Raw genomic sequence first — 15,090 nt, forward strand, 5'->3', positions numbered from 1 at the left:
CTCAGACCGCCAAAACGGGGATGCGGCCATGAAGCATGACACGGCATCTGTGGTCGGCCAGGGGGTCTATCACGACGAGCGCCTGGATGCGCTGCTGAGCATCACCGGCCGCATGGACGGTTATCTCTACCGTTGCCGCAACGATGCGTCCTACACCATGCTCTACATCAGCGACGGCATTTTCACCGTCAGCGGTTATCGGCCGAGCGACTTCATTCAAAATGCTGTGCGCGACTATGTCTCGGCCATCCACCCGGATGATCTCGCCGCCGTCTATGCCGCCGTCGATACCGCGCTCGAGGCGCGCTGCAACTGGAACGTCGACTACCGCATCGTGCCGCAGGTCGGCGAGCCGCTCTGGGTCCGCGAGATCGGCGGCGGCGTCTGGGACGAGGCCGGCGAACTGGAATTCCTGGAAGGTTTCGTCGTCGACATCAGCGACCGCAAGGTCGTCGAGGATCTCAACGCCGAGCTGCTGCTCGAACTCAAGGCCGCCAATGAGGAACTCTCCGTACAAAAGCGCGAGATCGAGCTGGCCAAGCAGCACAGCGACCACTCGGCCAACCACGATGCATTGACCGGCCTGCCCAACCGGCGCGCCTTTCACAACGAGCTGAGGTCGGTGATCGACCGCTGCGACAGCACCGGCCAGGCGGCCGGCCTGCTGTTCATCGACCTCGATAGGTTCAAGAAGGTCAACGACACGCTCGGCCACGAGGCCGGCGACGCGCTGCTGCATGAGGTGGCGGGTGAGCTTCGCACCGTCCTGCGCAGCGCTGATTTCGTGGCGCGGCTCGGTGGAGACGAGTTCGCATTCCTGTTTTCAGGAGAGGCTAGCCGGGCCCGACAGAAGGCCGTGGGCGTCGCCGAACGTATCCTGGAAAAGCTGCGGATCAAGGTGCCGACGCCGAATGGTGCCATCCATGTTGGTTGCACCGTTGGCGTCGCCATCTACCCGGCGGAAGCCTCCGATTCGGAGGCGCTGATAACGCTCGCCGACCGACTGATGTACATCGGCAAAAAGAGCGGCCGCAACCGGCTGGTCACCGCCGGGGCTTTGGAACCCGGGCCTACGTCCGACGACCTTCGCCGCACCGCCTGAGCGGAGCGCCGGACAGCCTCAACCGGCGGGCACCCCTCATCTGGCTCGGCGCTGCGCGCCGAAAGACGGCCCTACAGCAACCCCGCCAGTTGGGCCGCGCTGCGCAAATTCTGCCGCGGCCTTGGCCCAAGCTGCTGGATCACCAGCCCGGCGGCTAGCGAGCCGAGATCGCCGCAATCCTTCAGGCTGCGCCCGCTCGTGTAGCCGTAGAGGAAGCCGGCGGCGTAGAGGTCGCCGGCGCCGGTGGTGTCGACCAGCTCGCGGATCGTCGTCGCCTGGATGGTGACGGTCTCCTCGCCACGCACGATCACCGAGCCTTTTTCGGAGCGGGTGACAGCGGCAATCTTGCAGTCCTTGCGGATAGCCGCCAGCGCCTCGTCGAAGGATTTTGTCTGATAGAGCGACTTGATCTCGTGGCTGTTGGCAAAGACGATGTCGACAGTGCCCGAGCGCATCAGTTCGAGGAACTCGTCGCGGTAGCGGTCGACGCAGAACGAATCCGACAACGTCATCGACACTTCGCGTCCGGCCTCGTGTGCGAGCTTCGCCGTCTGCCGGATCGCCTCCTTGGCGCGCGGCGGATCCCACAGATAGCCCTCGAAATAGGTCACCTTGGCGCCCGACGCCTTGTCGGCCTCGACATCTTCCGGCCCGAGTTCGATGCAGGCGCCGAGATAGGTGTTCATCGAGCGCTCGCCGTCGGGGGTGACGAAGATCATCGAGCGCGCCGTCGGCGGCTGGCCCTCGAGCGGCCGGGTGTCGAAGGCGACGCCCTGGGCATGGATGTCATGCGCGTAGATTTCGCCGAGCGGATCGTTCGACACCTTGCCGAAGAACGCGGCGCGGCCGCCGAAGCTGGCGATGCCGGCGGCGGTATTGCCGGCGCTGCCGCCGGAGGCCTCGATCGCCGGCCCCATGCGGCTGTAGAGCAGCTCGGCGCGCTTGGTGTCGATGAGGTTCATCGCACCCTTGATGATGCCGTTGGTCTCGAGAAAAGCGTCGTCGCACTGGGCGATGATGTCGACAATGGCATTGCCGATGCAAAGCACGTCAAAATCCGGCATCAATGTCTCCGCCTTGGAACCTGCCGGCTTTCTGCCGCGCCCGGGCGGGTCTACAGCATCACCCCGAAAAATGGCAACCGATTTCCACCCTTTGCCCGCCCAGGCCGGCGCGCGCGCCTGGGACGAGGCTCCATCACAGTTCGACCGTGGCCGAAGCATCTGACCGCCGGGTCGCCTACAAGCTTGGCCTCAGATCAAGCGCTGGAAGCACCCTGCATGCAAGCAAAGACCGACATGACCACCGAACTGGCGCTGCTTGGCGTGCTGGCCGCCCTGTGGGGCGCGTCCTATACCTTCATCAAGATCGGTGTCGAGACGATCCCGCCGATAACCTTCATCGCTGCTCGCACCCTGATCGCCGGCGCCATCCTGCTCGTGCTGATCCGCTGGCGCGGCCTTTCCATGCCCAAGGACGGCGCGACCTGGTGGCGGTTCATGGTTCAGGCCTGCCTCAACAGCGTCGTGCCATTCACGCTGATCGCCGCCGCCGAGCGCTCCATCGACGCCGGCCTCGCCACCATTCTCAACGCGACCTCGCCGATCTTCACCTTCCTGCTGACCGCGCTCATCACCCGCCACGAAACCGTAACCGCCCGCAAGCTGTTCGGTGTCGGTGCAGGCATTGCCGGCATTTGCCTGATCGTCGGCACCCAGGCGCTTGGCGGGCTCGGCCATCAATTGTGGGCGCAGCTTGCCGTCATTGCCGCCACGGTCTGCTATGCCGGCGCCGCCATTTTCGGCCGCAGCTTTAGGGGACTCGACCCGATGCTGCCGGCCACCGGCTCGATGCTGTGCGGCGCGGTCATCCTCGTCCCCTTGAGCCTGGCCTTCGACCGCCCGTGGACGCTGTCGCCTTCAATGGCGTCGATACTGGCCTTGTTCGCATTGTCGGTGTTCTCCACGGCGCTGGCCTTCTGCATCTTTTTCCGCCTCATCCACACTCTGGGTTCGGTCGGCACGACGTCGCAGGCCTATCTGCGCGTGCCGATCGGCGTCGGCATCGGCGTCGTGTTTCTCGGCGAAAGCATCGGGCCGACGGCGCTCTGGGGCATGGGCTGCGTCGTCGCCGGCGTTGCGGCAATGACCATCCCAGCCCGCTCCCGGGCGCTGGCGCGCTAGATCATTATCAGATTTGGTTGAAATCTCATCATGATCTAACCCTTTGTTGGAGTATGATCTTTTCCAAAAACCGGTCCCCATTTTTTGGGATCATGCTCTAGTTAGTTCCCGTCCGGAATTGCGCCCGCTCCAGCAGGCTTGCGGCTGATAGGGTCTCCGCCTATGTCGGAGATGTCCGTTTGTTCCTGGGGGTGGAAACGCCGTGATCTCCAACGCTGCCCGCGCCGCCTTCAGCCGGCTGTTTTCTCCCGAATTCCGCGCGGTTTTCCTGAAGACGCTAGGCTTGACAGTGCTGGCACTGGTCGCCTTGTGGTTCGCTTTGACCGGGCTTGTCGATTGGCTGGCGCTGCCATGGGTTCACTCCTTGTTGCCCGGCCTGCCGTCCTGGGCCGGATGGCTGGGCGGCATTATCGCGGCCATCGCTCTTGCCTTCGGGATGGCGCTGCTGATCGCGCCGGTGACGGCAATCGTGGCCGGCCTGTTTCTCGACGACATCGCCGAAGTGATCGAGCGCACCGACTATCCGGCCGATACCGTCGGACGCGCCATGCCGGCGCTGCGCTCGCTCGTGTTGTCGGTGAAATTTTTCGGCGTCGTCATCCTGGGCAACATCGTCGCCCTGCTGCTTCTGTTGGTTCCGGGCGTCAACATCGCCGCCTTCTTCATCGTCAACGGCTATCTGCTGGGACGTGAATTCTTCGAATTCGCCGCCATGCGCTTCCGCCCGGAAGATGAGGCGAGGGCGTTGCGCCGGAAATATGCCGGCACCGTCTTTCTGGCCGGGCTGCTCATCGCTGCCTTCCTCGCCGTGCCCCTGCTCAACCTGCTGACGCCGCTCTTTGCCGCCGCCATGATGGTGCATCTGCACAAGGCGGTCGGCGCGCGGGAGAGCGCCGGGCGATAGGCCTATCAACGCAGAAGAAAACCGCGTCCCAATTCGTCATCCGGCTCGACGGTGAATTCCGCCCGGCCCGAATAGTAGGCGCGGCCACCGACGCGGGCGATGATCGCATCATGCGGGCCGGCCATGGTCGTGCGCGCCACCGCTCCGGAAAAGCGCGAGCCGGCGATGCTTTCGAAGGACCGCTCCTGACCAGGGTTGATCTCACCCTTGGCATGCATTGCCGCCAGCCGCGCGGTGACGCCGGAGCCGGTCGGCGAGCGGTCGACCTCGGCATCGGCAAAGACGCAGATGTTTTTTGTTGCCTCGCCAGAGAACGCATCGTGTCCATCGGTGAGGATGGTGCCGTAGAGGAAAGCGAGATCGGCATGGTCGGGATGCGATAGAGGGAACGCCGCCTTCAGCCGCTCGGTCAGCGCGGTTGCCGCGTCGACGAAATCGCGCACCCGGCTGCGGCCGAACTCCAGGCCGAATTGATGGCAGTCGGCCAGCGCGTAGAAGGCGCCGCCATAGGCGATGTCGAACGCAATCTTGCCGTATCCCCCCAATTCGATTTGTTGGTCAAGGGCAAACAGAAAGGCCGGCACGCTTTCGAACGACACCGATCCCGCTTTGCCGTCCTTGACCTCCACCGAAGCGACGACCAAGCCGCACGGCGCCTCGATGTTGACCATGGTGATTGGCTCCTGTTTCGCCACCAGGCCTTCGTCGACGGCGTAGCGGCCAAGCGCAATGATGGCGTGGCCGCACATGGTGGAATAACCCTCGTTGTGCATGAACAGCACGGCCAGCTCGGCGCCGGGCAGGTCGGGCTCCACCAGCAGCGCGCCATACATGTCGTAGTGGCCGCGCGGCTCGAAGATCAGCAGCTTGCGCAAATGGTCGAGGTGGTCGCGCACATAGGCGCGCTTTTCCAGGATCGTGCCTTTGGGAATGTCTGGATAGCCGCCGGTGACGATCCTGAGCGGCTCGCCGCCGGTATGCATGTCGACGACGGTGAGCGTCATGCGCCGGGAACCCTTAGCCTGAGGATTTGGAAAACAGCGCCTGCAATTTGCCGAACGGCATGGCGGCCCGGGTGAAGCCGAACGTGCCGTCCTGCTGGATCTCGCGCGCCGCCGTTTCCAGCATGCCGAAGGCGAAATTGGTCAGCCACGGCCCAAGCGAGATGCGCTTGACCCCGGCCATGGCGAGGTCGGCGATGGTGAAGGCCGGGAGTGCCATGACATTGACCGGCCTGCTCACTGCCGAGCAGACGTTCCGGATGGTCTCGACATCTTTGAGGCCCGGCGCATAGAGCACGTCGGCGCCGGCCTTTTCGAAGGCCTGCAGCCGCTTGATCGTGTCGTCGAGATCCGGTTTGCCCCAAAGGAAATTCTCGGCCCGCGCGGTGAAGACGAAATCGTGCTTGAGCGCCCGCGCCGCCTCCGCTGCCGCTGCGACGCGTTCGACGGCATGCGAAAACTCATAGATCGGCTTGTCCGGATCGCCGGTATGGTCCTCGATCGAGCAGCCGGCGAGACCTGCCGCTTCGGCCGCAAAAACCGTCTCGGCGGCACTCGTCGCGCTGTCGCCCTTGCCTTTCTCGAGATCGGCCGAGACCGGCAGGCTGGTTGCCGCCGTCAGCTCGCGGCAATGGTGGATCATCGCCTCGAAGATCACTGCGCCATCGGGCAGGCCGCGCGAGAAGGCAAAACCGGCGCTGGTGGTCGCCAGCGCCTTGAAGCCGAAGGACGCCAGGAGCTTGGTCGTGCCGACATCCCAGGGGTTGGGCATGACGAAGGTCGAGGCGTGCAGGTCGCGAAAGATCTTGCCCTTGTCCATAAGTGCTCCCTTCAGATGCGGAAATGCCGGCGGATTCTATCGTGCAGAAATGCACCGGGCAAACGAATGCGGTTGGCTCAGAAGCGTTTGGCGTTCTCTCCTGCCAGTTTGTCCAGCGCATCGGAATCCTTGACATAGTGCAACGTCTTCTTGTCCCAATGATAGGTGACGGAAATTGCATGGGCTTCAGGCTTGGGCGGCTGGTCGTCGCAGCTCTCGCCGTTGAGCACCGTGGCGTCGGTCACTATCACTTTGACCGCGGCATAAGGCTGCCCGTCAGCGATCGTCTGGAAAGCAACGTCCTGCTTGCGGCTGTAGGCGCACAGGTTCTCATCGAAGGTGAAGATCATGTCGATCAGTTGGAATTTGTCGTCGCGCACCATGATCAGCGGCGTGATCGCGTAGTTTTGGCTTGAATTGAAATGCGCGCTCATGGTGATCACGATGTCGTCGTTCGGCCCAACGGAAAGCTTGCCCGGTTCACGGAAATAGGTGTCGCGGTCGAGCGCGACATTGACGGCGTCGAGCAGCTTCGGCTTATCTGTGATGTCGTAGAGCGCCAGCACGGCATAGCCTTCGGCGCTGTCGGGAGAGTCGCCGAGGTCGTAGAGCATCGCCAGCCGGTCCTTACCCCCAGCCTTGATGGCGAGCACGCCGGCGTTGGAGAGGCCCGATGTCTCAGGCGGCGAACCGCCGCCATCCGGTCCCTCGATGTGGCGCATCTCGATCGGCAATCCACCCCGGTAGAAACCGTTGCTGTCACCTGCGAGGCCGGGAATGACCATCCTTGCGAGGTCCAGATAGGTCACATCCATGTGGCCGGGGATGGCGCTGCCGAGTTCCGGGAAGCTGACGGCTTGCGCGCCGGCTGCGGTCCAAAGCCACGGCAGCAGCACAAGCGCTAGAGCAATTTCAGGAAAAGTGTGTGCGGTTTTCCGGCCGGAAATTGCGACAAAACAAAAAGATAGAGCGGTTCGCCGTTTCCATGAAACGGTGAAACGCTTTGGGATGGAGCGAAGCAGGTTCGTTGGCATGGGCGCCTCAGGCTGGACGCGCGGAACCTAACACAGCTTCAGTGGATCGGCACCAGCCCGGCAAGTTCGCGCATGTCGTCGAACAGGACGCCGCCAGCGCCGGCCAGGCCATCGCGGTCGGAATAGGGATCGCCATGATAGGAATAGACACGCATGCCCGCGGCAATGCCGGCCTGCGTGCCGGCAACGCTGTCCTCGATGACGATGCAGTCGGCCGGCGCAAAACCCATGGTCTTTGCCGCATGCAGGAACAGGTCCGGGAACGGCTTGCCGCGGCTGACCATGGTCGAAGAGAACATGGCATGCTCGAACAGCGGCAGCAGCCCGGTCTGGCCGAGCGTGATGTGCATCTTCGAGATACGCGCAGAAGTGGCGACGCAATAGGGAATGCCGGCCGCGCGAACCGCCTCGATGAAGTCGCGCACATAGGGGATCGCCTCGACGCCATGCGCAAACAGATCGGGCAGGCCGGCATTCCAGCGATCGACGAAATCGGCGCCTAGCCGCACCGTGGTCGTCTCTTCGATTTCCTTCTGCACCGAAGCCATGCTGCGGCCGGAAAAATATTTGCGGCAATATTCGAATGTGGTGGGATAACCGGCGGCAACAAACCACTCGGCAAGCCGCCGGTTGGCAAGGTTCTCGGTGTCGACCAGGATACCGTCGCAGTCGAAGATGACCAGTTTCGGTATGCTCATTCAGGCGGTGCCGGTCGATCCGAACCCGCCCGCGCCGCGCGTCGTGGCGCCGGCCAGCGAGCGCTCCTCAACCGTCACCTGCGTCACCGCGGCAAAGACGATCTGGGCAATGCGCATGCCGCGCGTCACCGCGAAATCCTCGTCGCCGAGGTTGACCAGCAGCACCTTAACCTCGCCGCGATAGTCGCTGTCGACCGTGCCTGGTGAATTGAGGACGGTCAGCCCATGCTTGAAGGCAAGGCCGGAGCGCGGCCGCACCTGGCCTTCCATTCCTTCGGGAATTTCCAGGATCAGACCGGTCGGCACCAAGGCGCGCTTGCCAGGCAGGATCAGCAGCGGCCGGTCTTCCGGCACCGCGGCGCGCAGATCCATGCCGGCGGCGCCGGTGCTTTCGTAAGCGGGAAGGGGAAGTCCATCGCCATGCGGCAACCTGACGAAGCCGACAGTGGGACCAATGACGGAGGAATTTTGGAAGGCTGCGCGCATAAAATCGATCCTATCGGCGCGAACGGCGATTCGGTCAACTCGTCCGCAGGCCTATCAACGGCTTTCTTTCAGGCGTCAGTGTGACCTAGCGCAATTCCACCGGAACGACGGTCGTCTCCTTGATCTCCTCCATGACGAAGGAGGCCGAAACGTCCGACAGCGCCACCTTGGCGATCAGCCGCTGATAGAGCCGGTCATAGGCCTTCATGTCAGCGACGCGGGCGCGCAGCACGTAGTCGAGATCGCCGGACATGCGATAGACTCCGGTGATCTCGGGAAAACCGGTCACCGCCGCCCGAAACTTCTGCAGCCAGTCCGGGTCATGATTGGACGTGCGGATCAGGATGAACACCGAAAGCCCGAGCCCGAGCTTGTCGGCATCGACCAGCGCCACCCGTCCGGTGATGACGCCGTCCTCTTCCAGCCGCTTGACCCGGCGCCAGCAGGCGTTGCGCGACAGCGACACTTTTTCGGAGAGCTGATCAACCGACAGTGTGCCGTCGCGTTGCAGCTCGGCCAGCAATCTTCGGTCGATTTCATCGAATTCAAGCGCCATGTTGGGATGAATGTCCCGAACCACGGCGTTAGACAAGGACAAATTGAGACCGATGAACCTTTACCCCGTGGCAGGATACCCACATCGGGGCTTATCCCGGCAGGAGGGATCACCATGACGACGCTGTTTTCGAAGCTGTTCACCTCTCACCCGGCCAAGGTGGGCGAGACCTATTTCAGCCATATGGCCTTTGCCGCCTGGTTCTGCTCGCGCCTCCTGATGGCCGCTGGTGCGGCACTCGTTCACGCTTTCTTGCCGTTTCTCTTCGAAACTACGGCAAGCCGAATCGTTCGCGAACTCTATGAACGGACGCACAACAGAGGCTCGCACGCGGTCAAGGAGCCCCAGGCTCTCTTGGATCGCGCCTAGGATTGGTTAGAAGCGATGTGCCGATGGGCGGCCTATCTGGGTGACGCGGTCTTCCTCGAGGACGTCGTCACCGCGCCTTGCCACTCGCTCATCGCCCAGAGCCATTGCGCCCAGGAAGCCAAGTCGCCGACCAATGGCGACGGTTTCGGCCTTGCCTGGTATGGCGACCGGCCCGAGCCCGGCCTCTACCGCGACATCCTGCCGGCCTGGTCGGATCCCAATCTGAAAAGCCTTTGCCGGCAGATCAAATCCGGCCTGTTCCTCGCCCATGTCAGAGCGTCGACCGGCGGCGCCACCAGCCGCATGAACTGCCATCCCTTCATCTCCGGCAGATGGTCGTTCATGCACAACGGCCAGATCGGCGGCTTCGAAAAGATCCGCCGCGCGCTGGAGAACTCGCTCTGCGACGCCGTGTTCGACCAGCGTGAAGGCACCACCGATTCCGAGCTGCTTTTCCTGCTGATGATCGACGAGGGTCTTGCTGGCGACCCGCAAGGGGCAGTATCGCGCGCCACCGCCCGCGTCATCGAGGCATCGCGCCGCGCCGGTCTGGAGCCAGCCTTGAAACTGACTGCGGCCTTTTCGGATGGAAAGGCGCTGTATGCCGTGCGCTATGCCAGCGACGATCACGCGCCGACGCTGTACACGTCGGTGCGCAATGCCGGCCGTTGCATCGTGTCGGAGCCTTTCGATCGCGAGGGCGGGGAATGGCAGGCCATCCCGCCCGCGAGTTTTGTGACCATTACGGGTGATGGGATGAGCATTCGGCCGTTCGTGCCGGCTGTGGCAAGGCTGGCACTGGTCGTCTAGGCCCTAGTCTATGCCGCATTCCTTCGCGCCCCCCTCTGTCCTGCCGGACATCTCCCCCACGAGGGGGGAGATTGGAGGTCATGGCGGCCTTCGCCAATTTTCAACGCAGAAAAGAGGCGCCGAAGCCAAAGCTGCCAATCTCCCCCAAAGTGGGGGAGATGTCCGGCAGGACAGAGGGGGCGCCGTAGAGCGCCAACCTCAACCGACCGGCAAGCGCAATTTTGATCAAGCGCCGATGATCTCCGAATGCTGAACTTGGTTTTAAACCGCGATACGTTTGGCAGCAGCCGGAGCAACCATGGACCTCGTCTTCTCCTCAACCATCGATCTCGCCGCTGCAATCGCGGCCCGAAAGATCTCCGCCGTCGCGGCGCTGGACGCGCATCTCGCCGAGATCGACCGGCACAACGGGGCAATCAACGCGGTCGTCAATCTCGATGGGGAAGGCGCCCGCGAGCGCGCGAAACAAGCCGACGCGGTGCAGGCGCGCGGCGATGCGCTCGGGCCGCTGCATGGCGTGCCCTTCACCTTGAAGGACACGCACGAAACGGCCGGGATGAAGACCACGGTGGGCTTTCCGCCTTTCGCCGACTATGCGGCGCGGCAGGACAGCCCTGTCGTTACCCGGATCAAGGCAGCAGGCGGCATCCTGATTGGAAAGACCAATGTCGCGACGATGCTGGGCGACTGGCAATCGGACAATCCGCTGTTCGGTCGCACCAGCAATCCGTGGAACCGCTCGCGCACGTCAGGCGGGTCCAGCGGTGGCGCAGCGGCAGCGGTGGCGACCGGCATGACGCCGTTCGATGTCGGCACCGACATGCAGGATTCGATCCGCCTGCCGTCGGCTTTTTGCGGTGTCTACGGGTTGAAACCGACCGAGCACCGCGTGTCCCTGGCCGGCGCCTTCCCCGATCCGAACGGCGCGGCGCGTAGCGTGCGGCTGATGTCCTGCCTCGGCCCGCTGGCGCGCAGCGTGGAGGATCTTGCGCTGATCTACAAAATCATCGCCGGCCCGGACGGAGCAGACACCGACCTCGCGCCGGTGCCCGTAGAGGCCATGCCCAGGCTCGACCTCAAGACATTGCGCATCGCCGTCGCGCCGTCCTTCCCCGGCTTTCCGGTGGCTGGTAAAATCGCTGCCGCGGTCGAAAGCCTGGCCAAGCGCTTGCAATCAGCAGGGGTGATTGTGGAAGAAGCGAACTTGCCTGAGATCCATCTGCACGACGATCTGGAGCAGGGCGGCGATCTGATCGGCATGATGCTGGAGGCAGCGCAGCCCGAACCGCCGAAGCAGCCAACGCCGATCACCAATTGGTTCGAGGCGCTCGCTCGCCGCGACCGCTCGATCCTGGCCTGGGACAGGTTCTTCGAGACCTGCGATGCCTTGCTGTGCCCGGTCGCCATGGCCACGGCGTTCGCGCATTGTGAGCCCGGCACGCCGATCGAAGTCGACGGCAAGGAGCAACGCTATTGGATGCTACCGGCCTATGGCGCGGTCTTCAATTATTCCGGCCATCCGGCACTCTCGCTGCCCTGCGGGCAAGACCGCGACGGCCTGCCTATCGGCCTGCAACTGGTCGGCAAGCGCTGGTCGGAATCGCGGCTGCTCGGCATCGCCAAGGCGATCGAAGCGCTCACCGGCGGCTTCAAGCGTCCGCCGGGCTACTGAGCAAACCGACCCAACCCATAAGGCGTCAGCAGCGGATCACGCTCGCCGTCGAGAATTTCGCGCGTGGCGAACAGCCCGACCGCGGGCGCCAGCGTTATGCCGGAATGCATGACGGCGACATAGAGACCTTCCGTGCCCTCGGCGCGGCCGACGATCGGAAAGCCGTCGATCGGCGTCGGCCGGTAGCCAACCGTGTGGAAATCAAATTCCAGTTCGTCGGCGCCGCGCAAAGCCGCCTTCATTGCTGCAAACAACTCGCGCGCCGTGGCGTCGGGATTCTCACCGGGATCGCTCCCCGCGAAATCCGAGCCGGCGATGATGCGGCCCTCCGCCGTCTGGCGCATATGCAGCTTTTCGGCATGCACCAGCCCGTTGAGGAGCTTCTTGTAGGGCTGCGAGTGGACGATCAGACCGGGCGGCGTCTCGATCGGCAGCTTGATGCCGACGGTAGCGGCAATATCGGGCGCCCCGACACCGGCTGCGATCACCACCTCTTCGGCTGGCATCAGCCCATGCGATGTATCGACACCGGCAATCCTGCCATCGGTCTGGACAAGTGCGGTTACAGAACTGGAGAGAACGCGCGCACCTTGCCGTTCTGCGTCGGCCAGCAGCGCCTTGGCCGCTGCGACCGGTTCGGCCACGCCTTCTTCCGCGACATAGACAGCGAATTCCGGCGGCTCGACGAGATTGGGCTCGATTTGCGCTGCGCGCCCGGCGTCGACGCGTTCGATGCCGTAACCCCAGGAAGCGTGCTCAGCCGCGTAGGCTTCGAGCCTGTCGGCCGGCAGATCCCAGCACAGCCCGCCGCACCAGGCGAGCGGCAGGCCGGGCAGCTCGTTTGCCAGCCGCTTCCATTCGGCCATCGCACGGATGCGCAGCCGGAAATAGATTTCGGGATTGCCCCAGCTGGCGTTGATCCAGGCAAAGGAGTTTGGCGTGGCGACGCCGCCGGCACCACTATCGGAAATCACAGTCACCCGCGCCCCGGCCTTGGTCAGGTGCCAGGCGATGGACGCCCCGATAATGCCGGCGCCGATGACGATGACTTCCTTAGCGCTGCTCATGCCGGACCTCTCAAAATGGGCTCCTCTGATGCCACCGCAGCGGGTTAAGCTCAAGGGCGGTCGAGGCCTGCCGGCCCGAAACTGTCGACAGGCCAGCAATGCGCTGCTAGAAGCCCGCGCCACAGACAGGATTCCACAAATTGGCAGAAGACATCGAACAGGCGGTATCGCGCCGCCGCACTTTCGCGATCATCGCCCACCCAGACGCCGGCAAGACGACGCTCACCGAAAAGCTGCTGCTGTTCGGCGGCGCCATCCAGCTTGCGGGCGAGGTCAAGGCCAAGAAGGACCGCATCCAGACCAGGTCCGACTGGATGAAGATCGAGCGCGAGCGCGGCATTTCGGTCGTCACTTCGGTGATGACCTTCGAATATGAGGACAATGTCTTCAACCTGCTCGACACGCCAGGTCACGAGGATTTCGCCGACGACACCTATCGTACGCTCTCGGCGGTCGACTCGGCCGTCATGGTCATCGACGCCGCCAAGGGCATCGAGCCGCGCACGCTGAAACTGTTCGAAGTCTGCCGGCTGCGCGACATCCCGATCATCACCTTCATCAACAAGATGGACCGCGAAAGCCGCGACCCGTTCGAAATTATCGACGAGATCGAGCAGAAGTTGGCGCTGGACACCGCCCCCATCACCTGGCCGATCGGCCGCGGCAAGACTTTTGCCGGCACCTACCACCTGGCGCTCAACGCTGTGCGCAGGGGCGATGCCGAGAAAGACCGCACGCCGGTCAACGGCCCCGACTCCAACCGCGTCGCCGGCCTGCTGCCGGAAAACGAGCGCGAGGCCTTCATCGAGGAGCTGGAGCTCGCGCGCGAAGCTTGCCGCCCGCTCGACATCGACGCCTTCCGCGAAGGTCATCTGACACCGGTCTATTTCGGCTCGGCGCTGCGCAATTACGGCGTGCGCGACCTGATCGAGGCGCTCGGCGCCTTCGGCCCGCCGCCGCGTGCGCAGGACGCAGACACCCGCAAGGTCGAGGCGACGGAGGAGAAGATGACGTCCTTCGTGTTCAAGATCCAGGCCAATATGGACCCCAACCATCGCGACCGCATCGCCTTCGTGCGCGTCTGTTCGGGCAAGCTCGAGCGCGGCATGAAGGCCAAGCTGGTGCGCACCGGCAAGCCGATGAGCCTGTCGGCGCCGCAGTTCTTCTTTGCCCGCACCCGCGTCACCGCCGACGAAGCGTTTGCCGGCGATGTCGTCGGCATTCCCAACCACGGCACGCTGCGTATCGGCGATACGCTGACCGAAGGCGAGGAGATACTGTTCCGCGGCGTACCCAACTTCGCGCCGGAAATCCTGCGCCGTGTGCGCCTCGGCGACGCGATGAAGGCGAAAAAACTCAAGGAAGCGCTGCACCAGATGGCCGAGGAAGGCGTCGTGCAGCTGTTTTCGCCCGAGGATGGCTCGCCGGCCATCGTCGGCGTTGTCGGCGCGCTGCAGCTCGACGTCTTGAAGGAAAGGCTGAATTTCGAATACACGCTGCCGGTCGAATTCGAAATGTCGCGCTTCTCGGTCTGCCGCTGGATCTCTGCCGACGACAAGGCCGAAACGCTTCGCTTCATTGAGGCGCATCGCGGCGACATCGCCCGCGACCTCGACAACGACCCTGTGTTTCTGGCCCAGCACGCCTTCTCGCTGAACTACGAAGCCGAACGCTGGAAGGCGATCCGCTTCGCAACCGTCAAGGACTACCAGGTCCGCGACAAGGCGGCGTAAGGCGCCCCTTTTCCTTCTGCCCGTTTACGGGGAGAAGGTTGCCCGAAGGGCGGATGAGGGGCAGCGCCGACGTTGAAGGGTCAATTGGCTCCAACCCGCGCCGGCCCTTCGCATGGCTCAGCGTGTTCGAAGCTCGAAAAGCCAAGCAATTGGCTTTTCGTCCGCTACGCGGACCGCCTCTCACCCCTCCGCAGCTTCCTCGATCTTGGCAATATCGATCTTGCTCATCTGCATCATCGCCGACATCACCCGCCCCGCCTTGGCCCGGTCCGGATCCAGAAGCAGGCGCGGCAGTTGCTCCGGCACGACTTGCCAGGAGACGCCGAACTTGTCCTTCAGCCAGCTGCATTGCGACGGTTCGCCGCCGCCTTCGATGAGCTTGTCCCAGAAATAGTCTACCTCTTCCTGCGTCTTGCAGTCGATCGACTGTGACATCGCCTCGTTGAACTTGAATTGCGGTCCGCCGTTGAGCGCCTGGAACCGCACGCCGTCGAGTTCGAACGTGGTTACCAGCGCCTTGCCGGCATCGGTATGGCCTTCGGGCCAACGCAGCACGCTCAGTACCTTCGAGTTCTTGAAGATGGAGACGTAGAAATTCGTCGCCTCTTCGGCCTGGCCGTCGAACCACAGGCAGGTGGTGATCTTTTGCATGTCA

16 protein-coding genes are annotated in these 15,090 nt (G+C 63.5%); 7 read left to right on the forward strand and 9 right to left on the reverse strand.

Annotation, left to right across the window (positions count from 1 at the left end; all coding sequences use genetic code 11):
- The first annotated feature begins 28 nt into the window (after positions 1–28).
- On the forward strand, positions 29–1,102 hold the full coding sequence (locus AC3CCE_RS15670) for a GGDEF domain-containing protein (RefSeq protein ID WP_352511029.1): 1,074 nt from the start codon (positions 29–31) through the stop codon (positions 1,100–1,102).
- Positions 1,103–1,173: 71 nt separating this feature from the next.
- On the opposite strand, the gene AC3CCE_RS15675 is transcribed toward AC3CCE_RS15670, so the two are convergent.
- A complete protein-coding gene (locus AC3CCE_RS15675) occupies positions 1,174–2,166 on the reverse strand; it encodes an adenosine kinase (RefSeq protein ID WP_023709632.1) in 993 nt (330 codons plus the stop codon).
- Between the two features lie 216 nt (positions 2,167–2,382).
- On the opposite strand from AC3CCE_RS15675, the gene AC3CCE_RS15680 reads away from it, so the two are divergent.
- Positions 2,383–3,285 (forward strand): DMT family transporter, encoded by a 903-nt coding sequence (locus AC3CCE_RS15680; protein WP_352511027.1) that lies wholly within the window; start codon positions 2,383–2,385, stop codon positions 3,283–3,285.
- Positions 3,286–3,487: 202 nt separating this feature from the next.
- Positions 3,488–4,189 carry a sulfate transporter family protein gene (locus AC3CCE_RS15685; RefSeq protein WP_352511025.1) on the forward strand — a complete coding sequence of 234 codons (702 nt, stop codon included), beginning with the start codon at positions 3,488–3,490 and terminating at the stop codon, positions 4,187–4,189.
- 5 nt (positions 4,190–4,194) lie between these two features.
- Here the strand turns inward: AC3CCE_RS15685 and AC3CCE_RS15690 are convergent, their stop codons facing one another.
- The 6 genes from AC3CCE_RS15690 to AC3CCE_RS15715 form a co-directional block, all read right to left on the reverse strand.
- On the reverse strand, positions 4,195–5,193 hold the full coding sequence (locus AC3CCE_RS15690) for a proline racemase family protein (protein WP_352623996.1): 999 nt from the start codon (positions 5,191–5,193) through the stop codon (positions 4,195–4,197).
- 13 nt (positions 5,194–5,206) lie between these two features.
- Positions 5,207–6,010 (reverse strand): isocitrate lyase/PEP mutase family protein, encoded by an 804-nt coding sequence (locus AC3CCE_RS15695; protein WP_352623994.1) that lies wholly within the window; start codon positions 6,008–6,010, stop codon positions 5,207–5,209.
- Between the two features lie 77 nt (positions 6,011–6,087).
- The gene (locus AC3CCE_RS15700) at positions 6,088–6,906 is read right to left on the reverse strand and encodes a hypothetical protein (RefSeq protein ID WP_352623992.1); all 819 of its coding nucleotides are present in this window, start codon (positions 6,904–6,906) and stop codon (positions 6,088–6,090) included.
- A gap of 176 nt (positions 6,907–7,082) precedes the next feature.
- Positions 7,083–7,742 carry an HAD family hydrolase gene (locus AC3CCE_RS15705; RefSeq protein ID WP_023725825.1) on the reverse strand — a complete coding sequence of 220 codons (660 nt, stop codon included), beginning with the start codon at positions 7,740–7,742 and terminating at the stop codon, positions 7,083–7,085.
- Positions 7,743–8,228, reverse strand: coding sequence for a dUTP diphosphatase (dut, locus tag AC3CCE_RS15710; protein WP_023698959.1), 486 nt, complete (start codon positions 8,226–8,228; stop codon positions 7,743–7,745).
- A gap of 85 nt (positions 8,229–8,313) precedes the next feature.
- Positions 8,314–8,784 (reverse strand): Lrp/AsnC family transcriptional regulator, encoded by a 471-nt coding sequence (locus tag AC3CCE_RS15715; RefSeq protein WP_023690042.1) that lies wholly within the window; start codon positions 8,782–8,784, stop codon positions 8,314–8,316.
- 114 nt (positions 8,785–8,898) lie between these two features.
- On the opposite strand from AC3CCE_RS15715, the gene AC3CCE_RS15720 reads away from it, so the two are divergent.
- From AC3CCE_RS15720 to AC3CCE_RS15730, 3 genes are all read left to right on the forward strand, one after another.
- Complete coding sequence (locus AC3CCE_RS15720; protein ID WP_023685117.1) at positions 8,899–9,153, forward strand: DUF6356 family protein; 255 nt, start codon at positions 8,899–8,901, stop codon at positions 9,151–9,153.
- Positions 9,154–9,168: 15 nt separating this feature from the next.
- A complete protein-coding gene (locus AC3CCE_RS15725) occupies positions 9,169–9,963 on the forward strand; it encodes a class II glutamine amidotransferase (RefSeq protein WP_352623989.1) in 795 nt (264 codons plus the stop codon).
- Positions 9,964–10,261: 298 nt separating this feature from the next.
- Positions 10,262–11,635, forward strand: coding sequence for an amidase (locus tag AC3CCE_RS15730; protein WP_352623987.1), 1,374 nt, complete (start codon positions 10,262–10,264; stop codon positions 11,633–11,635).
- On the opposite strand, the gene AC3CCE_RS15735 is transcribed toward AC3CCE_RS15730, so the two are convergent.
- A complete protein-coding gene (locus tag AC3CCE_RS15735; RefSeq protein WP_352623985.1) occupies positions 11,629–12,702 on the reverse strand; it encodes an NAD(P)/FAD-dependent oxidoreductase in 1,074 nt (357 codons plus the stop codon). The two genes, AC3CCE_RS15730 and AC3CCE_RS15735, sit on opposite strands and share 7 nt — an antisense overlap.
- 140 nt (positions 12,703–12,842) lie before the next feature.
- Here AC3CCE_RS15735 and AC3CCE_RS15740 point away from each other — a divergent pair, with 140 nt between their 5' ends.
- Positions 12,843–14,435 carry a peptide chain release factor 3 gene (locus tag AC3CCE_RS15740; protein ID WP_352511014.1) on the forward strand — a complete coding sequence of 531 codons (1,593 nt, stop codon included), beginning with the start codon at positions 12,843–12,845 and terminating at the stop codon, positions 14,433–14,435.
- Positions 14,436–14,615: 180 nt separating this feature from the next.
- Here AC3CCE_RS15740 and AC3CCE_RS15745 read toward each other — a convergent pair whose 3' ends face one another.
- Positions 14,616–15,086 (reverse strand): VOC family protein, encoded by a 471-nt coding sequence (locus AC3CCE_RS15745; protein WP_352511013.1) that lies wholly within the window; start codon positions 15,084–15,086, stop codon positions 14,616–14,618.
- Between the last annotated feature and the right edge of the window lie 4 nt (positions 15,087–15,090).

The organism is Mesorhizobium sp. P160187 (genome assembly GCF_057766425.1).